The sequence below is a fragment of the Streptomyces sp. Ncost-T10-10d genome, from assembly GCF_900091955.1.
In the GTDB taxonomy this organism is placed as follows: domain Bacteria; phylum Actinomycetota; class Actinomycetes; order Streptomycetales; family Streptomycetaceae; genus Streptomyces.
In genome coordinates, this window is record NZ_FMDF01000047.1 from 23,371 (window position 1) to 45,686 (window position 22,316).

Annotated in this window: 19 protein-coding genes; 10 read left to right on the forward strand and 9 right to left on the reverse strand. The window is 69.9% G+C overall.

The features are described from left to right. Nucleotides 1-111: 111 nt before the first annotated feature. On the forward strand, nt 112-2,694 hold the full coding sequence (locus GA0115254_RS05875; RefSeq protein ID WP_093894213.1) for a bifunctional FO biosynthesis protein CofGH: 2,583 nt from the start codon (nt 112-114) through the stop codon (nt 2,692-2,694). 120 nt (nt 2,695-2,814) lie between these two features. Here the strand turns inward: GA0115254_RS05875 and GA0115254_RS05880 are convergent, their stop codons facing one another. After that, complete coding sequence (locus tag GA0115254_RS05880; protein WP_093894214.1) at nt 2,815-3,705, reverse strand: alpha/beta fold hydrolase; 891 nt, start codon at nt 3,703-3,705, stop codon at nt 2,815-2,817. 265 nt (nt 3,706-3,970) lie between these two features. On the opposite strand from GA0115254_RS05880, the gene GA0115254_RS05885 reads away from it, so the two are divergent. Continuing rightward, entirely contained in the window at nt 3,971-4,213 is a 243-nt protein-coding gene (locus tag GA0115254_RS05885; RefSeq protein WP_093894215.1) for a hypothetical protein, read from the forward strand. Nucleotides 4,214-4,228: 15 nt separating this feature from the next. Here the strand turns inward: GA0115254_RS05885 and GA0115254_RS05890 are convergent, their stop codons facing one another. The 3 genes from GA0115254_RS05890 to GA0115254_RS44235 all read right to left on the reverse strand — a co-directional run bounded on the left by GA0115254_RS05890 (nt 4,229) and on the right by GA0115254_RS44235 (nt 6,688). Beyond that, nucleotides 4,229-5,506: an MFS transporter gene (locus GA0115254_RS05890; RefSeq protein WP_093894216.1), complete on the reverse strand. Its 1,278-nt coding sequence runs from the start codon at nt 5,504-5,506 to the stop codon at nt 4,229-4,231. After that, the gene (locus GA0115254_RS05895; protein ID WP_256102411.1) at nt 5,503-6,072 is read right to left on the reverse strand and encodes a helix-turn-helix domain-containing protein; all 570 of its coding nucleotides are present in this window, start codon (nt 6,070-6,072) and stop codon (nt 5,503-5,505) included. The genes GA0115254_RS05890 and GA0115254_RS05895 overlap by 4 nt, the downstream gene beginning before the upstream one ends. A 445-nt stretch (nt 6,073-6,517) precedes the next feature. After that, on the reverse strand, nt 6,518-6,688 hold the full coding sequence (locus GA0115254_RS44235; RefSeq protein ID WP_176739996.1) for a DUF397 domain-containing protein: 171 nt from the start codon (nt 6,686-6,688) through the stop codon (nt 6,518-6,520). 440 nt (nt 6,689-7,128) lie between these two features. On the opposite strand from GA0115254_RS44235, the gene GA0115254_RS05905 reads away from it, so the two are divergent. Then, entirely contained in the window at nt 7,129-8,244 is a 1,116-nt protein-coding gene (locus tag GA0115254_RS05905; protein ID WP_093894238.1) for an ADP-ribosylglycohydrolase family protein, read from the forward strand. Between the two features lie 125 nt (nt 8,245-8,369). On the opposite strand, the gene GA0115254_RS05910 is transcribed toward GA0115254_RS05905, so the two are convergent. Both GA0115254_RS05910 and GA0115254_RS05915 read right to left on the reverse strand, forming a co-directional pair. Next, the gene (locus tag GA0115254_RS05910) at nt 8,370-9,953 is read right to left on the reverse strand and encodes a sodium:solute symporter family protein (protein WP_093894218.1); all 1,584 of its coding nucleotides are present in this window, start codon (nt 9,951-9,953) and stop codon (nt 8,370-8,372) included. A gap of 411 nt (nt 9,954-10,364) precedes the next feature. Next, nucleotides 10,365-11,147: an SDR family oxidoreductase gene (locus GA0115254_RS05915; protein ID WP_093894219.1), complete on the reverse strand. Its 783-nt coding sequence runs from the start codon at nt 11,145-11,147 to the stop codon at nt 10,365-10,367. 80 nt (nt 11,148-11,227) lie between these two features. Between GA0115254_RS05915 and GA0115254_RS05920 the strand changes: the two genes are divergently transcribed. Beyond that, a complete protein-coding gene (locus GA0115254_RS05920) occupies nt 11,228-12,067 on the forward strand; it encodes a hypothetical protein (protein WP_093894220.1) in 840 nt (279 codons plus the stop codon). A 215-nt stretch (nt 12,068-12,282) separates the two neighbouring features. Here GA0115254_RS05920 and GA0115254_RS05925 read toward each other — a convergent pair whose 3' ends face one another. From GA0115254_RS05925 to GA0115254_RS05935, 3 genes are all read right to left on the reverse strand, one after another. Continuing rightward, nucleotides 12,283-12,489, reverse strand: a complete 207-nt coding sequence (locus GA0115254_RS05925) for a DUF397 domain-containing protein (RefSeq protein WP_093894221.1) — start codon at nt 12,487-12,489, stop codon at nt 12,283-12,285. Between the two features lie 224 nt (nt 12,490-12,713). Beyond that, nucleotides 12,714-13,583, reverse strand: a complete 870-nt coding sequence (locus tag GA0115254_RS05930) for a helix-turn-helix domain-containing protein (RefSeq protein WP_093894222.1) — start codon at nt 13,581-13,583, stop codon at nt 12,714-12,716. 227 nt (nt 13,584-13,810) lie between these two features. Continuing rightward, a complete protein-coding gene (locus tag GA0115254_RS05935; protein ID WP_093894223.1) occupies nt 13,811-14,533 on the reverse strand; it encodes a GOLPH3/VPS74 family protein in 723 nt (240 codons plus the stop codon). Between the two features lie 164 nt (nt 14,534-14,697). On the opposite strand from GA0115254_RS05935, the gene GA0115254_RS05940 reads away from it, so the two are divergent. The 6 genes from GA0115254_RS05940 (at nt 14,698) to GA0115254_RS05970 (ending at nt 22,248) form a co-directional block, all read left to right on the forward strand. Then, nucleotides 14,698-17,256: a D-alanyl-D-alanine carboxypeptidase gene (locus GA0115254_RS05940; RefSeq protein WP_256102412.1), complete on the forward strand. Its 2,559-nt coding sequence runs from the start codon at nt 14,698-14,700 to the stop codon at nt 17,254-17,256. 165 nt (nt 17,257-17,421) lie between these two features. Beyond that, nucleotides 17,422-19,266, forward strand: coding sequence for a hypothetical protein (locus GA0115254_RS05945; protein WP_093894224.1), 1,845 nt, complete (start codon nt 17,422-17,424; stop codon nt 19,264-19,266). Between the two features lie 320 nt (nt 19,267-19,586). Next, nucleotides 19,587-19,868 carry a hypothetical protein gene (locus GA0115254_RS05955; RefSeq protein WP_093894226.1) on the forward strand — a complete coding sequence of 94 codons (282 nt, stop codon included), beginning with the start codon at nt 19,587-19,589 and terminating at the stop codon, nt 19,866-19,868. Between the two features lie 191 nt (nt 19,869-20,059). Further along, nucleotides 20,060-20,527 carry a hypothetical protein gene (locus GA0115254_RS05960; RefSeq protein ID WP_256102414.1) on the forward strand — a complete coding sequence of 156 codons (468 nt, stop codon included), beginning with the start codon at nt 20,060-20,062 and terminating at the stop codon, nt 20,525-20,527. A 195-nt stretch (nt 20,528-20,722) separates the two neighbouring features. Beyond that, nucleotides 20,723-21,364 (forward strand): GNAT family N-acetyltransferase, encoded by a 642-nt coding sequence (locus GA0115254_RS05965; RefSeq protein ID WP_093894227.1) that lies wholly within the window; start codon nt 20,723-20,725, stop codon nt 21,362-21,364. Continuing rightward, complete coding sequence (locus tag GA0115254_RS05970) at nt 21,361-22,248, forward strand: PaaX family transcriptional regulator C-terminal domain-containing protein (protein WP_093894228.1); 888 nt, start codon at nt 21,361-21,363, stop codon at nt 22,246-22,248. Before GA0115254_RS05965 ends, GA0115254_RS05970 begins: the two co-directional genes overlap by 4 nt. Nucleotides 22,249-22,316 lie beyond the last annotated feature (68 nt).

The following is a 22,316-nucleotide window of genomic DNA, read 5'->3' on the forward strand; positions in this document are numbered from 1 at the left end:
CCCTACGGCCCCCGACCGCTCCGGCGGCCCAGGCGCCAGGGCCGAGCCTTCGCCCTTCCGTCCCACGGAGTCCCTGGTCCGGGGCGCGCGCCTCGCTCGTATGCTCGCTCCATGACCGATCCTCAGTGCGGACGTCCGACCACCAACTCCATGCGGCGTGCCCTCAAGCGGGCCCGCGACGGTGTCGCTCTCGATGTGACCGAGGCCGCGGTGCTGCTCCAGGCGCGAGGCGACGATCTGACGGATCTCGCGGCCTCGGCCGCCCGGGTGCGTGACGCCGGCCTCGAAGCCGCCGGCCGGCCCGGTGTCATCACGTACTCCCGCAAGGTCTTCATCCCGCTGACCCGGCTCTGCCGCGACAAGTGCCACTACTGCACCTTCGTCACCGTCCCCGGCAAGCTCCGGCGCGCGGGCCACGGGATGTTCCTGTCGCCCGACGAGGTGCTGGACATCGCCCGCAAGGGCGCGGCCATGGGCTGCAAGGAAGCGCTGTTCACGCTCGGCGACCGGCCCGAGGACCGCTGGCCCGAGGCGCGGGAGTGGCTGGAGGCCGAGGGGTACGACGACACCCTCGCGTACGTACGCGCCATGGCGATCCGCGTCCTGGAGGAGACCGGCCTCCTCCCGCACCTCAACCCGGGCGTGCTGACCTGGACCGACCTCCAGCGGCTCAAGCCCGTCGCCCCCTCCATGGGCATGATGCTGGAGACGACGGCCACCCGCCTGTGGTCCGAACCGGGCGGCCCGCACCACGGCTCCCCGGACAAGGAACCGGCCGTCCGCCTCCGCGTCCTCGAAGACGCGGGCCGCTCCAACGTCCCGTTCACGACCGGCATCCTGATCGGGATCGGCGAATCGTACGAGGAGCGCGCCGATTCCCTCTTCGAACTGCGCAAGACCGCCCGCGCCTACCACGGCATCCAGGAAGTCATCGTCCAGAACTTCCGCGCCAAGCCGGACACGGCGATGCGCGGGATGCCGGACGCCGAACTGGAGGAGCTGGCCGCGGCCATCGCCGTCGCCCGGCACATCCTGGGCCCGTCCGCCCGCATCCAGGCCCCGCCGAACCTCGCCGACGCCGAGTACGCGCTGCTCATCGGGGCGGGCATCGACGACTGGGGCGGTGTCTCCCCGCTCACCCCCGACCATGTGAACCCCGAACGCCCCTGGCCCCACATCGACGAACTGGCCGCCAGGACAGCCGAGTCGGGCTTTACGCTCCGCGAACGCCTCACCATCTACCCGGAGTTCATCCAGCGCGGCGAGCCCTGGCTCGACCCCCGCCTGCTCCCGCACGTCCGCGCGCTCGCCGACCCGGAGACGGGCCTCGCGAAGGAGGGCGCGATCCCCGCCGGCCTGCCCTGGCAGGAGCCCGACGAGGAGTTCGGCGCCACAGGCCGCACCGATCTGCACCGCACCATCGACACGGAGGGCCGCACCGGCGACCGCCGTGAGGACTTCGACGAGGTGTACGGGGACTGGGAGGCGCTGCGCGAAGCCGCCGCCCCCGGCATGGTCCCGTCCAGGATCGACACGGACGTCAAGGCCGCGCTCGGCCAGGCCGCCGACGACCCGACGAAGCTCACCGACGACCAGGCGCTCGCCCTCCTCCACGCGGACGGCCCGGCGCTCGACGAACTGTGCCGGATCGCGGACACCCTGCGCCGTGACGTGGTCGGTGACGACGTCACCTACATCGTCACCAGGAACATCAACTTCACCAACGTCTGCTACACCGGCTGCCGTTTCTGCGCCTTCGCCCAGCGGCGCACCGACGCCGACGCGTACACCCTCTCCCTGGACCAGGTCGCCGACCGGGCCGCGCAGGCGTGGGACGTCGGCGCGGTCGAGGTCTGCATGCAGGGCGGCATCCACCCGGATCTGCCCGGCACCGCGTACTTCGACATCGCACGGGCGGTGAAGGAACGCGTACCCGGCATGCATGTGCACGCCTTCTCCCCGATGGAGGTCGTCAACGGGGCGACCCGCACCGGCATGTCCATCCGTGACTGGCTGATCGCCGCGAAGGAGTCCGGGCTCGGTTCGATCCCCGGTACGGCGGCCGAGATCCTGGACGACGAGGTCCGCTGGGTCCTCACCAAGGGCAAGCTGCCCACGGCGACCTGGCTGGAGGTCATCAGGACCGCCCACGAGGTGGGCCTGCGCTCGTCGTCGACGATGATGTACGGCCACGTCGACCAGCCCCGCCACTGGCTCGGCCACCTGAGGACCCTGGCAAACCTCCAGCAGGAGACCGGCGGCTTCACGGAGTTCGTCACCCTCCCCTTCATCCACACCAACGCCCCGGTCTACCTGGCAGGCATCGCACGCCCCGGCCCGACCGACCGCGACAACCGTGCCGTCACCGCCATGGCCCGGCTCCTTCTCCACCCGCACATCACCAACATCCAGACCAGTTGGGTGAAGCTCGGCACGGAAGGCGCGGCCGAGATGCTGCGCTCGGGCGCCAACGACCTGGGCGGCACGCTGATGGAGGAGACCATCTCCCGGATGGCGGGGTCGAGTTACGGCTCGTACCGGTCCATTCAGGACCTGGTCGCGATCGCGGAACTGGCCGGGCGCCCGGCGAAGCCGCGTACGACGCTGTACGGGGAGGTGCCCGAGGAGCGGGTGGCGGCGGCCGCCGCGTCCGACGGACACCTTCCGGAGCTGCTTCCCGTGCTGTCGGACTGAACGTGTGCCGACGCCGGTCGGACCGTGCCGTCCCCACGGCGGCGGGGGAGGGGCCGCGGCAGCCGGAGCGGGCCCGGTCCGTGCCGCCTGCGCTGTTTCCTCCGCCCGGCGCCGGGGTGCTCAGGCGGGTTCGGTGACGCCGGCGAGGAAGCCGCGCATCAGGTCGGCCACGGCGTGCAGCCGGCTCTCCAGCAGGAAGTGGCCGCCGGACAGGAGGTGCACCCGGGCCGTCGGCAGGTCGCGGCGGAAGGCCTCCGCGCCGGCCGGGCCGAAGATCTCGTCGTTGCGCCCCCAGACGGCGAGCAGGGGTACCTGGCTGGTGCGGAAGTACTCCTGCACCGCCGGGTACTGACGTGCGTTGGAGGGGTAGTCGGCGTAGAGCCTGAGCTGGATCTCGGGGTTGCCCGGCCGGTTCACCATCGCGTGGTCGTGGTGCCAGGTGTCGGGACTGACCGTCTCGGGGTCCGCCACCCCGTGGACGTACTGCCAGCGGATCATGTCGAGGTCCAGGCTGCGGCGCAGCGGCCCGGCCAGCGACTCGTCGTCAGGGTTCCGTGCGTACGCCCACAGCGGATCCCAGAAGGAGGGGACGAAGCCCTCCTCGTAGGCGTTTCCGTTCTGGCTGACGATCGCGGTGATCCGGTCGGGGTCGCGCAGGGCGAGCCGCCAGCCCATGGGGGCTCCGTAGTCCTGGACGTACAGGGAGAACGTCCTGATGCCCAGCTCGTCGAGGAGCCGGTGCTCCATCTCGGCCAGGGAGTCGAAGGTGTAGTCGAAGGCGTCGGGAGCCGGTGCCGACGAGAACCCGAAGCCGATCATGTCGGGAGCCACGACGTGATAGCGGTCCGACAGGAGCGGGATCAGGTCGCGGAACATGAAGGAGCTGGTGGGCATGCCGTGGAGCAGGACGACGGTCGGTGCCGCCGGGTCGCCCGCCTCCCGGTAGAAGACGTCGAGTCCGTCGATCTGCGCCGTGCGGTGGTGGACGGTGGCCGGAGCACAGGAATTCACGGGGTCTCCAAGGCTGGGAGGCGTTCTGTCGGCGCGGCGCGGCGGGACGGGGGCGGAGCGCCGCGGTGGCGCGAAGGGAGATCCGACCACCCCGGCGGCCGGGCGACCCAGCGACCGGGCAGGCCCTTTCTGGTCACCGTAGGTGCGGGACCCCCGGCCCGCACCTCGGCGCCCGCACCGGGGCGACCGGCCTCCCCCGGGAGGGGCGGGCGCATGGGCCCGCCGGGGCCGCGAGGCGTACCGGCCCGACGGGAGGGACGGGCCGGTGGCGGCGCGTCTCGGAGTCGCCGTCGGCGGCTTCACCGTCCCGGCGCCGGCGGCCGCGCGGAGCGATCAGCGTCCGCACATCGTCGCGATCATCCTGATCTGTGCGGCGGGTTACGTGGGCCTGCTGACCGCGCCCGCGTCCGCGCCCGCCGTCTGGGCACTGGTGCTCGGGACCGGTCTCGGCGGCGGCCAGGCACTGGCCGGAGTCCTCTACGTGAAGCCCCCGCACCGGCCTCTGTAGAACCCATGCGGCGCGTCACATCACAACAGGGCAATCGTTGCCCGACACGGCACTACGAGTTGGTAGCTTTCGGATCCCGGCCACCGGGGAGCACAGGATCCACACCACGCTCAGCACCGCCCCGGCCGTGCCCACCCACAGTGCTGTCCGCAGCCCGGCCGCCTCCCCCAGCGCCCCGCCCGCCAGGGCTCCGAGGGGCCGGAAGCCATGGTTCAGGGTTCGGTAGGCGCCCGTCACGCGAGAGCGCAGTGCGTCGGGTATGAGCGCCATCTGGAGCGAACCGGCCGCGATGTCGACGAACATCACGCCGACGCAGGAGACGAACTCGGCGACGAGGAGCGTCCCGAGCACCACCGGCAATGCCCCGCCCGTGAGCGGCACCAGCATCAGCGGCACGGTGAAGAGGGCGAACCCCGCGACGATGGACGGCCCGACGCCGATCCTCCGGACGACCGCCCCACTGACCGCCGCCCCGATCAGCCCACCCACCGCCGCGACACTGAGCACGGCTCCGAACATGCCTGCGCTGAGGCCCAGTTGACGTGTCGCGTAAAGCACGAAGAGGGTGTGGAAGATGTAGTTGAAGAACTGCACATTGCCCGACGCCATGAACATCGCCCGCATCGAGGGCTCCCGGAACACCCAGCGCATCCCCGCCGTGAAATGTCCCTTGGCCCGCTCGACGGGCGGCGGCTCCACGGACCGGATGCGCGCGAGCTGCCCGGCCGAGACGACGTACGTGAGTGCGTCAGCGAGCAGCGCCACGGGCGCGGTCAGGATCTGCACAAGCACGCCGCCCGCACCGGGACCCGCGAGCCAGGCCATCGAGCGGCTGCCGTTGACCAGGGAATTACCCTCCACGAACTGCTCGGTCGACACCAGCGACACGAACAGTGTCGCGTTGCACACCTCGAACAGCACCGTCAGCGCACCGATCCCGAAGGCCACGCCGTACAGCTGCCAGAGCGTGAGGGCGTCCAGCGCGTACGCCACCGGGAGCGAGACCAGCAGCACGGCTCGTGCCAGATCGGTGGCGATCATGACGTCCCTGCGCCGCCCGCACCGGTCGGCCCAGGCCCCCGCCGGAAGGTTCAACAGCAGTGCGGGCAGCAGCTCGACGGCCTTCAGCCAGCCCATCTCCGCCGCGTCCGCCCCCAGGACGAGCACGGCGGCGAGCGGGATGGCGATCAGCGATATCTGGTCCCCCGCCAGTGAAATTGCCTGTCCCGTCCAGTACCGCCGGAACGCCCGGTCCCGCAGCAGCGCGGGTATCAGCGCCTGAGGCCGCTTCACGGCGCGTCCTCGGGAGCCACGTGGGCGATTCGCAGGAACTCCACGATGCGCGCGCCCTCGGGCCGCAGCGCCGGATCGTCGTTGCGCCCGTCGTACGCCCTCAGTAGTTCGCTGATCTGCTCGCGCAGCTCGACCAGTTCGCCGGCGGTCAGATACAGCTGGTGGTCGCCGAACTCCTCCGCCTCCCGCCACTCGCGCGGCAGCCGATGACGCTGTTCCATGGCACGCGTCAGGCGTTCGAAGTACAGCTCGGCCACCGTTGTGCTCAGCGCCACCGCCGCCTCGTCCACGGCCGTGTCGTCGGAGTGCGCCGGCCACGACGTGTACTTGGCGACGGCTCGCCACGGTTTCTCCCGGCCCTGCCCGCCGCCGGCCTGCTCGACCAGCCCGTACTTGGCGAGCATGCGCAGGTGGTAGGAGCAGCTGGCGACGGACTCGCCGATCAGCTCGGCGGCCCTGGTGGCCGTGGAGGGCCCCTCCCGGCGCAGCATTCCGACGAGCCGCATCCGCGTGGGGTGCGCATACGCGCGCAATGCGCGGGGGTCGCTGAGTACGGTCTCCCGCACCGGCGTATCCGGCACGCCGGTGCGCTGCTCGTGGGCCTCACGGGCTTTACATGCTTCACGTGCCTGATCGGCTCGGTCTCCAGTCACCATCTATAGGTATCTTTAGAAAGATTTCTTTGTCAAGGTTTCTTTATCAAGGCCTGCGGAAGGCGATCGCGCGCTGGACCGGGCCTCTGCGCGTCGCTCTGTCCGGCTTCGGCGGGCAGGGTGAGGATCGTCAGACGCTGACCGACGGCACCCGGCTCGGCCGGGCAGACCGGTGCGCGCGCCCTCCACGGACGACGGGGATGGCGCTGACCGCGCACACCGGCCTCCCCTGCCCGCATCGTCCAGTTGACGCTCGACGGCGTGTTCAGCGACGGAGAAGCAACGCTCCCTGCTGTCCGGAGAACGGCGAAGCCCGCGGTCGACGGGCTGACCACGGGCGGAGCGTTGAACGCCGAGCTCAGTGACCGGCGACAAACCCCACGAAGGCGGCCCAGGCGGGGGCGGTGATGACGAGTGCGGGGCCGGTGGGGGTCTTGCTGTCGCGTACGGGGACGAGGCCGGGGAAGTTGCGGGCTACCTCGACGCAGTTGTTGTCGCGCCGTCGGGCGTGCATTTTCTCGGCTGCCATCGCATACACGTTGGCCAGGACGTCCGGCCCCTGATCGAACTCCTCATCGGTCAGGGTGCAGCCCATGCGGTCACGCAGCACTTTGCGGGTAGTGGCGACACGCTCGGAGATCTGGGCCGCGGTGGGCTGTTGGGCGGCCGGCTGACCGACGAGCCGGCCCAGACTCAGCCCGCGTTCCTCGGCCAACTGGGCGAGGTGGTCGCGCGTTTCCTCAGGCACCTGAATGGTCGTAGTGGCCATGGATTCACCATAGAGCCACTACGGCTCACGGGTGGCTGCCGCTCCAGGACCCGGAAATCACCGGAGAATGCCGTTCAAAAGTGATCGCAGGATCTACTCCGTACATACGGTTCAGCCCCACAGCTCACCGTTCCCATTCGATTACAGTGCTGCGCAGTCGCACCGGGCGGGCCGACGGGGAAAGGGGCACGGTGACCACGGTGACCACGCGAACCACAGCTGTCTGGGGCCGTGCCGAGCAGCAGGACTTCCGCAGCCGGGTGCGCGGCGCGCTGCTGGGCGGGGCCATCGGGGACGCGCTCGGCGCGGGCGCCGACGGGCTCACGCTCGAAGAGATCCGGGCGGCACACGGCGCCGATGGCATCACCGACTTCGTGCCCGCGCACGGCGGGCGCGGCCGCGTCACCGCCGTCACGCAGCTCACCCTGTTCACCGTCGACGGGCTGATCCGCGCCCAGGTCCGCCGCGACACCGGCGCCTGGCATCCGCCCACCGATGTGCACCGCGCCCATCTGCGCTGGGCCGCCACCCAGCGGGACTGGGGGCCCGACGAACGCCGTAAGGACAACGGCTGGCTCGCTCTGCAGGAGTGGCTCTACGCCCGCCGCGCCCCCACCCGGGAATGCCTCACCGGCCTCGGCGACACCACCATGGGCACGCTCGACACGCCCAAGAACCCCACCGCACGGGACTCGGCGGCCCTCACCCGGTCCGCCCCGTTCGGGCTGCTCGTCGGCTGGGAGCCCCAGCTCGTCCTCCAACTGGCCGTCGAATGTGCCGCCCAGACCCACGGCCACCCCACCGCCCTGCTCTCCGCGGGCGCCCTCGCCGTCATGGTGCACGGGCTGGCCCGCGGCGAGACCCTGGACGGCTCCGTCCAGCACGCCCTGGCCCTGCTCGTCGAGCGCCCGGGGCACGAACCGGTCACCGAGGCGCTGAAACAGGCACTCGGCACCGTACGCCAGGGCATTCCGGGACCGGCCCTGATCGAGTCGCTGGGCGCCACGGACGCCGCTGAGGAAGTCCTCGCCGTCGCCGTGTACTGCGCCCTGGTCGGCGAGGACGTGCGGCACGGGCTGCGGCTGGCCGTCAACCACGGTGGACCTTCCGCGGCCACCGGAGCCCTGTGCGGGGCGCTGCTCGGCGCGCTGCACGGCGAGACCGCGCTGCCGCCGGCCTGGCTCGCCGAACTGGAGGGCCGGGCCACCCTCCTGGAACTCGCCGACGACTTCGCGATGGAAATGACGCAGGGCCCCGCCCTGCACAGCCCGGCGGCCGCCGCACCGGGCTGGCTGACCCGCTATCCGCGCGGCTGAGCCCCGAAAACAGGAGCAGGAGGGGCGAGGTACGGACACCGCCGCAACAGGAGCAGGAGGGGCGGGGTAAGGACACCGCCGCGTCCGTGCCCCGCCCCTCGTCCCTTTCCGTACAGCCGTGAGCGTCAGTCCTTCACGCCCTCCGCGACGGCGGCGTCCCCGGAACCGGCTTGTGCCTGCGCCGGAACCGTCGCTCCGGCGCCCGCGCCGCCACCGTCGCCGTCCGAGTTGATCTGTTCGATGATCGCGTCGCGCTCCGGGGTGTCCTCCGGCTTGATGAAGCCGATCAGGATGTAGAGGACCAGCGAGATCGCCAGCGGCAGCGCCACCTGGTACTGCAGCGCGACATCCGTCTTCACCGAACCGTCGAAGTTGTAGTTGGTGAAGTAGAACGCCAGCAGCCCCGCCGCCCAGCTGGTGAGCGCCGCCGTCGGACCCGACTTGCGGAACCTGCGCAGCAGACCCAGCATGAACGGAATCGCGATCGGGCCCATCAGACCGGCGACCCACTTGATCACGACGGAGATGATGTCCTTGAACGTCGGCGAGTTGATCTGGGTGGCCAGCGCCATCGACAGACCGAGGAAGCCGAGCGTGGACACCCGGGCCGCCAGCAGACCCGTGCGGCTGCTCCAGGTGCGGGCCGCCTTCGAGAGGACCGGGGCGATGTCCCGGGTGAAGACGGCTGCGATGGCGTTGGCGTCCGAGGAGCACATGGCCATCGTGTGCGAGAAGAAGCCGACGACGACCAGGCCCAGCAGGCCGTGCGGCAGCAGCTGTTCGGTCATCAGGGCGTAGCTGTCGGAGGCGTCCGGCTTCTGCGCGTGGACCAGCAGTGGGGCGCACCACATCGGGAAGAACAGGACCGTGGGCCAGACCAGCCACAGCACGGCGGAGAGCCGGGCCGAGCGCTTGGCCGAGGCGGCGGAGTCCGTGGCCATGTAGCGCTGGGCCTGGTTCCACATACCGCCGTTGTACTCGAACGTCTTGATGAAGAGGTACGCCAGCAGGAAGGTCACGGTGTACGGGCCGGCCGTCGGGTCGGTGTGGCCCTCGGGCAGCTTGTCCCAGACCGTCCACAGGGTGCTGACACCGTCGAGCTCGGCCATGGCGGTGACGAGCATCGCGACGCCGGCGAAGAGCTGGATGACGAACTGCCCCAGTTCTGTGAGCGCGTCGGCCCACAGGCCGCCCACCGTGCAGTAGACGGCGGTGATGCAGCCGGTGATGAAGATGCCCTGCGTGATCGAGATGCCCGTGAAGACGGAGAGAAGGGTGGCGATGGCCGCCCACTTGGCGCCGACGTCCACGATCTTCAGCAGCAGACCGGACCAGGCGAGCGCCTGCTGGGTCTGGATGTTGTAGCGGTTCTTCAGGTATTCGAGCGGGGACGCGACATGCAGCCGTGAGCGCAGCCGGTTGAGCCGGGGTGCGAAGAGCTGGGCCCCGATGCCGATGCCGATGGCGATCGGCAGCGACCAGGTCACGAACGACGTGACGCCGAACTGGTACGCGATACCGGCGTATCCGGTGAACATCACCGCGCTGTAGCCGGACATGTGGTGCGAGATGCCGGACAGCCACCACGGCATCTTGCCGCCGGCCGTGAAGAAGTCGCTGACGTTGTCCACACGCTTGTGGGACCAGAGTCCGATCGCGATCATCACGCCGAAGTAGCCGATGAGCACGACCCAGTCGAGACTGTTCATGTGCCCCCTCCTGGGGTCCGCCTTGTGAACGAGTTCGCACTTCGTCAGTACGGCCGCTCAGCGGGGCCCCGTGCGGGAGCGGGGACTTCGGGGATTGAACCGCCTGCCCGGTCCCCGGTCAAGGTTTTTCGCGATCAGGGATGTGAACACGGATCAGCAAGTCGAACGATTTTGCTTGTTCTTGACTCACGTGAGCGTTGTCGCGAACATGACGGCGGCCACACGATGAGCGGGCACTTCGTCAGGCTGTGCAGAGCGTCAGGAGTACCGAGGAGCGCAGAAAGACCGCACGGGATGCGGGTCCCGTGCGGCCGAGAAGGAGGAGAACTGGCCCTGTGGACCGGCCCTGTGAACCGGCCTTACGAACCGGTCTTGTGAACCGGTCCTTTGAGCTGGTCCGTTGGACCGGCCCTACCGCATCAGCTCGCCGGCATTGACCAGCAGGGACTGCCCTGTGATCGCCCGCGCCCGGTCCGAGGCCAGGAATGCGGCGGCCTCGGCCACATCGCCGTCCGTGGCAAGGTCCGGAAGCGCCATGCGCTCGGTGAGCCTGCCCAGTACCTCGGCCTCGGGTACCCCCTCGGTGTGCGCCGTGAACCGTACGTACGCCTGCACCGGCGGTCCCCACATCCAGCCGGGCAGCACCGTGTTCACCCGGATCCGGTGCGGGCCGAACTCCCGTGCCATGGAGTACATCGCCGAGGTGAGCGCCCCCTTCGAGGCCGCGTACGCCGCCTGCTGCACCTGGGACGGTGCGGCCACCGAGGACTGTGTGCCGATGACGACCACCGAGCCGCCCCGCTCCTTGAGGCCGGGCAGGCAGGCGCGGGTCATCCGTAGCGTGCCGAGCAGATTGACGTCGATGACCGACTGCCAGGTGGCGAAGTCGGCGTCCTCGATTCCGCCGAAGCAGCTGTCCCAGGCGGCGACATGGACCACCGCGTCGATCCGTCCGAACCGCTCCAGCGCCAGTGCGGCGAGCGCCTCGCACTGCGCCTCGTCCGTGATGTCGGTGGCCAGATGGGCGGTGCGCCGGCCTTCCGGGTCGATCTCCGCGGCCGACTTGGCGAGATTCGCGGCGGTACGCGCCCCGAGTACCGCGCTGCCCCCGTCCCGTACGACCGTCGCCGCGACCTGGTGCCCGAGCCCGGCGCCCACCCCGGACACGATGACGGTCTTCCCCGCGAGCAACATCGGTGGCCTCCCGGCTCTGGCAGTTCTTCTGACGGGGCGTCAGAGTAGGACGCCGCTGCGGAGTACGGAAGGGGAACGGCATGAGCGACGAGACACGGAGTGACACCTACGCCGAACTGGCCGCGCTGGGACCGTACGGAGTCCATCCCGGCCACGCGCTGATCACCATGGTCGAACCGCACCCGGGCCATGAGTACGCGTACAACCGCTGGTACGAAGACGATCACTACTACGCAGGCGCGATGGCGATGCCCTGGATGTTCGCCGGGCGGCGCTGGGTGGCCACCCGGGAGCTCCAGGAGTTGCGCTACCCGGAGAAGTCCGCGGTCGCGCAGCCGGTCGGCGCCGGCTGCTATCTGTCGACGTACTGGGTGACGGACGGGCGCTACGACGACCACATGAAGTGGACCGTCGGGATCAACAAGCGGCTGAACCGGGACGGCCGGGTCTACCAGGACCGCACCCATGTGTTCACCGCGTTCCAGGACCACGAGGCGACGGTCTACCGGGACGGCGCCGCAGGGCCCCGGGACTTCCACGCACTCGACCACCCCTATCGCGGGCTGGTCCTTCAGGTGATCGACGCCGAAGGGGAGCAGCAGCGGGCCGAGTTGCTGGAATGGCTGCGCTCACGGCATCTGCCGAAGCGGCTGGGCGGCTCCCCTGCGGCGATGGTGACCGTCTTTCGCCCCACGCCGCTACCGGGCGACCGGATGACCTATGTGAAGCAGGTCGAGGGTGTCGATACCCGGCTGACCCTGCTGTGGTTCCTCCAGGAGGACCCGCGGGACTGCTGGGCGAAGCATTTCACCGGGCTCGACGCGGCGGTCGCGGAATCCGGCCTGGGGCGGGTCGAGCTGGTGGCGCCGTTCATTCCTACCGTGCCCGGCACCGATCTCCATGTCGACCAGTTGCGCTGAGAGCCCCGGATCTCCGGGGCGGGCATTTTCCGGCCGGGTATTTCCCGGTCAAACAAACATTCTCCGGGTCAATCATTCTCCGCGTCGGGCATTCTCCGGGCCGGGCATTCTCCGGGCCGGGCATCGAGCCCTCTCGGCCAGGACGGCGGACCAGTCGAGAGGGCTACCGGCAGCACCGGAATCGATGCTGCGATGCGAACGGTGGAAGGCGCCGGTCAGGCGTCGACGGCACCCGTGCCGACGTCACGTACGAAGGCGTTCCATGCGGCGGGGACGAACGTGATCGAAGGGCCCTCGGGGGCCTTCGAGTCGCGTACGGCAATAGCTTGCGCGAGAGGGGACTTGACTTCGACGCAGGCGCCGTTGCCCCCGGAATACGAGGACTTCGTCCACTTGTCCGTAGCACCCTGACGAATGGCCATGTTCACTCCGGTTCAGAGAGTCGTGTGAAAGACACCAACAGCGTTCCGGTTGGCGTGATCGACGCTACTCGCCAAGTCTCGTGAGTGAAGGGGGCGTTCACTCGACCGGATGGTATGAATCAGCAAAGTCTTCCATTACTGGCGGGCGGCGGTGTACCTTACCGCCACCCCTCCCGTAACATCGCTTCATTTCCCGCAAACCGGACTTTGTGGGCTGTCCGGTTTTACGCGCCCGAGCGCCCGGCGTACTCCTTCACGATGTCGCTGATGAAGTGCCGGGTCTGCTCCACATTCAACGCCTGTGCCCGCAAGTGCTCGTACATGACGCTGTACCGCTGCACATCATTGGCTTTCTCCAGATACAGGTCGCTGGTGACGCCCTCGATATAGACGACACTCGAGTCCGCGGCGTCCGGGAATTCCAGAATGGCGTACTGCCCGTTGATGCCGGGGTGCGCGCCCATCTCGAACGGCAGTACCTGCACGGTCACATGCGGCAGGTGCGACAGCTCGACCAGCTGCTCCAACTGTTCGATCATCACCTGCTTGCCGCCGACCAGCCGGTGCAGCGCGGACTCGTCGATCACCGCCCACAGTCGCAGCGGATTTTCCGGGGAGGTGATCCGGTCCTGGCGGCGGGCCCGGACGCTGACGCGCTTGTCGATGTCGGCGGGCGGGGCCTCCGGCAACGCGCCGCGGATCAGCGACTCGGCGTAACTTCGGGTCTGCAACAGGCCGGGGATCACCTGGGGTTCGTACACCCGCAGCGACTCGGCATCGGTCTCCAGACCGATGTAGACGCTGTACGGGATGTCCCCGAAGGCGTGCCACCAGCCTTGCTGACGCGAGTCCTTGGCCATCTCCATGAGCGAGTCGACGATCCGGCGATCCTCGACCTCGTACACCCCGCAGAGATCGCGTACATCGCGCTGGCTGATGGAGCGGCGGCCGTTCTCCAGGCGGCTGATCTTCGACTGCGAGACCAGCAGCCGCTCCGCCACCTCCTCGGCCGTCATGCCCTTGAGTTCGCGCAGTCGGCGCAATTCCTGGCCCAACCGGCGTCGCCTGACGGTGGGATTGACGTTGGACGGCACGGAAACGGCACCTCCGGCTGTGTAGCTGTGCGTATCTACTGCTGAGCAGATTGCCACCCATGCCCCCGGCCGCGCTGGGAAATGGCGACACGCAGGCGCGCGGGGCAGCCGTGATTCCGGCTGCCCCGCGCTTGGTGCGGCTCCCGAACCGGGTCTTGGGGACGACGGCGCGGCGGTATTCGGTTGGTGCTGCGGTACGTGTGGTGCGTGTGGCGACGGGTGCGGTCCTAGTGGGCCGCGGTGTGCGCCATGCTGCCGCGGCGCGACTGCGACTGCACTTGCGGTTGCAACGGCACTCCGGCCGCCTGGTTACGGCGCGGCTGTGCGACCGCCCCGTTCTGGACGTCCATCACGGCATGCGCCACGAGTCCGCCCATCGGGTCGTGTCTGATCAGGTCCCGCAGCCGGGAGCGCGATGAACGCCCCTCGTTCCCGGGATACAGGTGCTTGCCGAGTCCGACCGCGTGGGCCAGTGCGGCGAGCGCCGCGGTCCGCGGGTCCGGCGGTACGCCGGTGCGGATCGCACTGTCCAGCCTGGATCTGATGTCCCGGCTGATTGCCGTGTCCGTCGCCTGGTAGCGAGTCGTCGGCAGCACTCCGCACATCTGGCCCGCCACGGCATGCACCATGCCGCATCGCTCCAGATGAGCGAGGTAGATCTGACGCAGCCCCAGCCGGGGCCCGCCAATCCAGTGGACCGCCCGAACCGGGCTGCCGCGTCGGCGCAGCAGTTCCAGTGCGGAGTCCAGAGTCGGATCTCCTGTCGGCCGTGGCATCACCACGGCGATACGATCCCCGTCAGGGGCTATCCGTCCTGCCAGAGCCAGCTCCACTAGCTGAGCTCCGGCGAGGCCGAGGTCGAGCGACTGCGGCTGCGCTGTGGTACCCGTGGCCGGGTCCAGAGCGAGCAGCAGAAGCTCCTCCGGAATTGTTCTGCGGCTCCTGCCCATCCATGCCTCCCCGCGTGGATGAATGACAGGGTGACCCCTCTCACATTGGTCTGTCGAGGGCGCCTGGGGGCTTTGTGCGGGAACCAGTAGGTATGTCGTTCTCGTCTAGCAGCCGGGCCGGTGGTTCACACGGGACACTGGTAGATGGTTCGGACAGCGCGGGGATGTCCCCGCGCCGCATGGAGGAGGCATCGGTGGCGGGCGAGTCCCCCGACAGGTCGAAGCAGCAGAAGTCGTCGGGGACGGCCCGGGGTGAGAGTGATCCGCGGCTTTCCGTCTTCCGCGAACCGTCCGCCGGGGCCGAAGCCGGCGGCGGGACGGACACGGCGACGGCCGTTTTCCGCACGGGGCCGGTCCCGTCGAGCGACGGCGAGAGCGTCAAGGCGGATTCGGCGACGGCCGTCTTCCGCACGCGGCCGTCCGAGAACGGCGAGGGCGGCGAGGACGCTGAGGACGGCCGGGGCCCGGAGCAGCCGGAGGCCTCTGGGGCTGCGGAAGGCTCCTCGGGCGCTGAGGGCGCAGAGGACGCCAAGGGGGCAGGAGAGGCCGCTGAGGGCCCGGAGGGGGCCTCTGAGTCCTCCGACGAGTCCTCCGAGGCTGCTGAGCCCTCGAGGAACGTGGAGAGCGCGGGGAGCGCGGAGAGCGCGGACGTCGCCGAGTCCTCGGAGGGCGCGGACGTCGAGCACGTCACCGAGCCCGCTGATGCCGCTGCGCCCGAGGAGGGCGACACACGGCTGCGTGCGGCGGTCACTGCGTGGGTGACGAAGGGCGACGACCAGAGCGACGAGGGCCCGAAGGGTGACGACGACGCGAAGGTCGCCACGTCCGAGGACGAGACTGCGCCCGACGCGGACGCGGACGCGGACGCGGACACCGACGCCGTGGCGGAGGGCGATGCGTCTGAGCCGGTCGCTCCGGCCGGCGGAGCCTCGGGCAAGGCGACTGCGTCGAATGCTGCCGAAGCCGATGCCAGTGCTGGTGGCGCAGACGAGCCGTCCGACGACGCATCCGAGGACGCGGAGGACTCCGAAGACGCCGCAGCGTCAGAAGCCGACGCTGCGAACACTGCTGACGCGGACAGCAAGGCAGGCAAGGCGGGTAAGCCGGGCAAGCCGGACACCGCTGAGGACAAGCGCGGTATCGATCAGCCGACCGCTGTCTTCAGGGCGCCCGCCGCGGCCGAGGTCGACCAGCCGACGACCGCACTGAAGATCATCCCGCCCACCTCGAAGCCGGATTCGGGCGCGGAGTCGAAGCCCGAGTCCGCCGCCGAGCGGACCAGCAAGTTCGTACCGCTGCGCGGGGACGACATACGACCGGCACCGGCACCCGCGCCCCGCAAGCCCGAGGCACCGGTAGCCGCCTCCGCCTCGACGCCCGGCCCGCCGCCCGCCGCCGCCTCCCTCTCCGGAGCCGAGCGGACCACGCAGCAGCCGATGCCGCCCAAGCCGCCGCTCGACCTGCTGGCCGAGCTGACGAACACGCCTCCGCCGCCTCAGACGCCGGTCCGCACCGCTGTCCGCCGGGTCAAGATCTGGACCCCGCTGGTCCTGTTGCTGCTGATCATCTTTGCGGTCGCGCAGATGGTGCGCCCGCTTCCGGAGCCCGCGCTCCAGATGTCGGCGAAGCCGACGTACACCTTCAAGGGCAGCAAGCCGTCCCTGCCGTGGCCCGGCGAGGGCCAGGGTTACATGGCGGCGACCGGCCTGGGCACGGTGGACTCGTTCGGCGAGCAGAAGCCCGTACCGATCGGCAGCGTGGCCAAGGCGATGACCGCGTACATCGTGCTCAAGGACCACCCGTTGAAGAGGGGCGAGAAGGGCCCTTCCATCAAGATCGACGCCAAGGCGGAGTCGGACGGCAAGCTGGACTCGGAGGGTGAGTCGACGCTCAACACCGTGAAGGCCGGGGACAAGCTCACGGAGGAGGAGGCGCTCTCCGCGATAATGATCCCCTCCGCGAACAACATCGCGAGGCTGCTGGCGCGCTGGGACGCGGGTTCCGAGAAGGCGTTCGTCGAGAAGATGAACGACACCGCCAAGTCGCTCGGCATGACAAACACCACCTACACCGATCCGTCCGGCCTCAACGCGACCACGGTGAGCTCGGCCGAGGACCAGGTGAAGCTCGGCCAGAAGCTGGTGGAGATCCCGGCGCTGATGGACATCACCAAGCGGCCGTCGTGGACCGACCCGTCGGGCAAGAACTGGCGGAACTACAACACTCTCGTTCCGTACAACGGCGCGCTCGGCATCAAGACCGGCTCCACCACCAAGGCCGGTGGCAACCTGCTCTTCGCCGCGCACAAGATGGTCGGCGACACCGACCAGCTGATCGTCGGCGCCGTGCTGGGCCAGCACAAGCCCGCCATCATCGACACCGTCAACGCGGTGAGCAAGGAAGCCATGGTCGCCACCCAGGATCTGCTGACGAGCGCCAAGGTCGTGAAGAAGGGCGATGTCGTCGGCACCGTCTCCGACGGCTTGGGCGGCAGCACCCCGGTGGTCGCGACCAAGGACGTGTCGGCGGTCGGCTGGCCCGGTCTCACGGTCAGGATCGAACTGACCGACGACGGAAAGACCATCCCGCACTCGGCGGCAGCAGGCACCCACGTCGGAACGCTCACCGTGGGTGAGGGCACCAGCCAGGTGAAGGTGGCCGTCGCGCTGCAGAGCGATCTGGCGGAGCCGACGTTCGGGTCCAAGCTGACCCGGATCAGCTGACCGGCCGGATGGCCGAAACCGCCCGGTAACGGGAAGAGGGTGCCGATCCCGGCACCCTCTTCCCGACTGCGTACGTGTTAGCGTCCCGGAGCAACTCAAGGATGCCCGGAAGGCGTCCTCACAGGCGTACGGGATACGGGGCCGGCGGAGACGGGGAGAGCCGTAGTGACCACCGCGAAGCCGAGACCCGGCCAGGAGGCGGCCGACAGCACAGGCCTGAGGGGCAGCAGCGGCAACACGCGGACAGCCGCGCCCGCCCCGGACGCCCCCGAGCCACGCACCGCCCCGTCCCGGCGGGCCCGCGCCGAGCGACTGCTTCGGCACCCGGTGACGATCGCGACGGCGGCCGCCGCGGTCACCCACGTGCTCTGGTTCTTCTTCTTCGCGAACAGCGGCGGCGACCTCGCGGCCCAGGACGCCTGGGCCGAATTCGTCGGCCGGCACCCCGGCACGGCGTACAACCTCGCCTGGTACGGGGGCATGCACCCCGTCTCGTACAGCGTCGTGTCGCCGTATTTGATGTCGGTGCTCGGCGTGCGTACGACGATGATGGTCGCCGGGACCGTGTCGGCGGCGCTGACCGCGCTGATCCTGGTCCGGGTGCGGGCCGTCCGCAATCCGCTCGCCTGCTCGCTCGCCGGGGTGTTCGCGTATCTGTGCAACGCCCTGTCCGGGCGGGTGACGTTCGGGCTCGGCATGATGTTCGCGGTGGGTGCGGTGGCCGCGGTGTTCTGCTGGCCGTACCGCTGGCGGTACAAGCGGTGGGCGAAGGCGGCCGTCGCCGCCCCGCTCGCCGGGCTCGCGACGGCGAGCAGCCCCGTGGCCGGACTGTTCCTGGGGGTGGTCGCCGCCGCGCTCTTCCTGAACAAGCGGCGCCCCGGTGCGTACGCGCTGGGCCTGGCCCCGGTCGCGGTCGTGGCCCTGTGCGCGTGGCTGTTCCCCTTCTCCGGTACGCAGCCGATGTCGATCGCGACCCTGTCGCTGCCGTTCCTCTTCGCCGTCCTCGTCTTCGTCCTCGTACCGCGCGACTGGAAGACGGTCCGTACCGCGGCCGGCGTGTACGGCGTCGGGACGCTGCTGACCTATGTGGTCGACTCGCAGATCGGCTCGAACGTGACGCGGATGGCGATGCTGTTCGCCGGTGTGGTGCTGCTCGCCGCGCTGCCGTACACGGAGCCGCGCTCCCAGCGCTGGTACGCGCTGGTTCTCGCGTTCGTCGGGCTGAACTTCTGGATCGGCTTCAAGGGCGTCGACGACATCGTCCGGACCGCCCCCGCAGCCTCCTGGACGCGTGAGCTGGCACCGCTGGTCAACGAGCTGCAAGAAGTAGGCGCGGAGCGCGGCAGGGTCGAGGTCGTGCCCGCGAGCAGCCACCGGGAGGCGTCCGCGCTCGCGCCGTACGTCAATCTGGCCCGTGGCTGGAACCGCCAGGCGGACATGGAGCGCAACCCGCTCTTCTACGACGGCACCCTGAACAGCGCCGGCTACCGCGAGTGGCTCGACCGCTGGGCGGTGCACTACGTGGTGCTGCCCAAGGGGACACCGGACTCCACCGGCGCGGTGCAGGAGGCGGAGCTGGTCGACCGGGGGCTGCCGTATCTGAAGCCGGTCTGGTCGGACGCCAACTGGCGGCTCTTCGAGGTCGACAGTCCGGTGCCGCTGGCCGATCCGCCGGCCACGGTGGACCGGGCAGAGGCGGGTGAGCTGACCATCCATGTGAAGACGCCCGGCCGGATCCTGATCCGTATCCCGTACTCGCGCTGGCTCGCCCTGGTCGACGACAAGGGCAAGAGCCTGGAGCGGCCGCAGGAGACCGAGGAGTCCAAGCAGCGCGAGGACGAGAGCAGCCCGCGGACCTTCGTCAACACCAACGGCTGTCTGAACAAGGTCGAGGAGAACGAGTACGGCGACGAGTGGACGGAACTGCTCGCGCCGCGGCCGGGCGTGTACCGGCTGGCCGCGCCCTACCAGCTGTCACCCGGCACGCCGTGCCCGGAGGAACTGCGCTGAATCCGGCCGCCGCCGCGGCCCGGCTCGTGCGAGCCGATCGGGCAGTTCGTGCGACGGCGGATTCAGTGCCGTACCCATGTCCGGCAGCCCGGACGAGGACCGGGGCAACACCTGCACCCGGCACCTGGGCGACGGCTACCGGAAGTGCGCCCTGACCGTCTTCGTGCCGAGCGGCGCCCGCGCATCACGTGGCGGCGCAGTCGAAGGTTCCCTGCCGCTGATCCGGTTCGGGGGTTCGGGGTGTTCGGGGCTTCGGCGGCTCGATGGCTCGATGGCCGGGAAACGCCCCGTGGGGCCGACCCCGCCTTCATAGTTGTCGTATGAGCCTGACCACAGACGGAGAGCCGCCCGGCCCTGTGCGGTTCTACCTCGCGTGCGATCGCAGCGGTTGCCGGGCACGGGCCGTGTTCGACCTGGTCATCGCGGAGCCGCCGCCGGACATCGAGACCGACCTGTTCGGCCATGTGCTGCACAGTGCGACCGTTGCCTCCCCGTACATCGAGGAGCTCGGATGGATTTTCATCCAGCAGGAGGGCTACTGGTGCCCGAACTGCGCCTCGCCGGGCCGCCGTCCGAGATCGAAGGACGTCACGTCGTCCTGAACCAGGGAAGCGTCCGGAACGGTTCGGCCGGGACCGAAGCTTCCCGGATCTAGCGTCGGACCATGACGGAAACGAAGCAGACACCGGACGTACTCGACGCACCCGGCGCCCCCGATATCCATGACGCCCCCGACATCCTCGAAGACGCCCCGGCGACGGACGACCGCGACCCCGCGCAGATCCTGACGGCCATGGTCGACCACGTCCTGGCCCTCGCCGCGACCTGGACCGCCTGGGACGGCCGCCCCGTCCCCGCCGACGACCGGATCTACACCCCGCACAAGGCGATCCGCCGCGTCGCCGACCACATGGTCGACCATCTCGCGGAGATGGAGGCCAGACTCGTGGGGGAGGAGACACAGCCCGACCACTGGCACGCCTCGGCGACCACCACCGAGGCGGACCTCGCCCCGTTCACCGAGGCCGACCTCGACGAGGCGCGCAGCAGGCTCACCCGGCTGGCCAGGATCTGGGCGAACCGTCTGGACGCCCTGACGCCCGACCAGCTCGACGAGTCGCCCGGAACGGGGTGGACCTTCCGCCAACTCGCCTTCCATCTGGAGGGGTCGGCGTACTACGCGGACTCCGTGGGGAACCTGGCGGCGGACCGGGCATCGGCCTCCCGGCCGGCCCGGCCCGACCGGACCCCGAAGCCATGACGCCCGTCCCCGCGGCAACCGCCCCGGCTGCCGCCTTCGCCGCCCTGCACCGCGCGGCTTCGTTGTCTCGGCACGCTTCCCGGACGACGCAACCTCTCATCCATGGCTATCCAACCTTGAACGTTCGTTGTGGATGTGAACGTATTACACTCGAACGAGCAAGCTGAGGCGACGGCCCCCGGGCGAGGAGGAGCGATGACGAACCATGGGAACAGCCCCATGGGGCACGGCAGGCCGGTGGTGCGCCGACGGATTCCCGAAGGCGCCGAGGTGCGCGTCGCGGAGCTCTACTGGGATGCCTTCGGCCGCAAGCTCGGCCCGGCCCTCAACCCACCCGAAACCGCAAGGGAGTTCATCGCGGCGCACCTCCACCACGACCGCGGCGTCGCCGCGCTCATCGACGGCGAAGTGGTCGGCGTGGCCGGATACCAGCTCGGTGGGCGCGCGCTCACCGGGGGCGGTGCCCGGGACGTGCTTTCCACGTACGGGACACTTCGCGGGCTGCCGCGACTGATGCTCCTCGCCCTGCTCTCGCGCACCCCGGCGGCACACGAGCTCGTGATGGACGGCATCGCCGTGAGCCCGGTGCACCGCGGACGCGGAATCGGGAGCCTGCTGCTGACGGAAGTGGCCGCACTTGCCGCCGGCCACGGCTGCCGGCGCATCCGGCTGGATGTCATCGACGTCAACCCGCGGGCCCGCGCCCTCTACGAACGGCACGGCTTCGCCGCGGCGCGCACCGAGCGCACGCCTTACCTGCGCGACCTGATGGGATTCTCGGCGGTGACGACCATGTACCGTCCCATCACGGTGGCGGACAGCCGGGAGGAACGATGAACGCCGGAAGAGGCAGGGCGGAGGTCCCGACCCGCCTGCTGGTGCACGCCCTCGTGCGAGAGGACGGCACGGTGGACGCGGGGGAGCTCTACGCGGTCGCCGGCATCCTCGGCATGACCGACCAGCAGGTCAGGCTGTGCATCAAACGCCTTGTTGCCGAGGGTCGGTTCACCCACGAGGGCCGTGGACGCAAAGCGGTGCTGCGGGCCGCCCGGGACGCCACGGGCTCCATCGCCCCGGACGCCGCCCATGTACGTCATGCCTACCGCCAGGACCATGGACTCGCTCCGTGGGACGGCACCTGGCACCTGTTCGCCTTCGCCGTCCCCGAGGCCAGACGAGCCGCCCGGGACGCCCTGCGCGACAGCCTCCTCCGTCTCGGTACCGCACCCGTCCAGGGCGGCTTCTACGCAGGCGCCAACCCCATCGAGCACCTCGTCGAGGCCGAGGCGCGACACCTGGACGTCCTGGACGCCGTCACCTTCCTCACCAGCAACGACCTGCGCATGGGCACCGTCGACGAGCCGGCCGACCTGGCGGCGGCTCTGTGGCCGCTGACGGAGATCGCGGACCGGTACGACCGGCTCGCCGGCCTCGCCGAGTCCTGCCTCGCCGAGATCGAGAGCGGCAAGGCGCTCTCGGATGCCGAGCGACTGACCATGGCTGTCGAGCTCGCGGCCGAGTTCACCCGTGCGATGGAGCCCGATCCGCTGCTGCCGCCCGAGTTGCTTCCCCGGCCCTGGCCCGGCAGCCGGGCCCGAGAACTCACCGCCACTTGCTGGACCCGCCTTCTGCAGGCACGGCCCGAAGGGGGCGACTCCACGTCCATGCCGCGCCTGTTCCGCCTGTACGGGGACGTGCTGCGGACACCGGCCGTCGGCTGACGCCCCGCTCGCGACTGCTCGACCCTGCCCGGTCCGAAGGTGGTCGGGATGGGAGCCCACGACGCTCG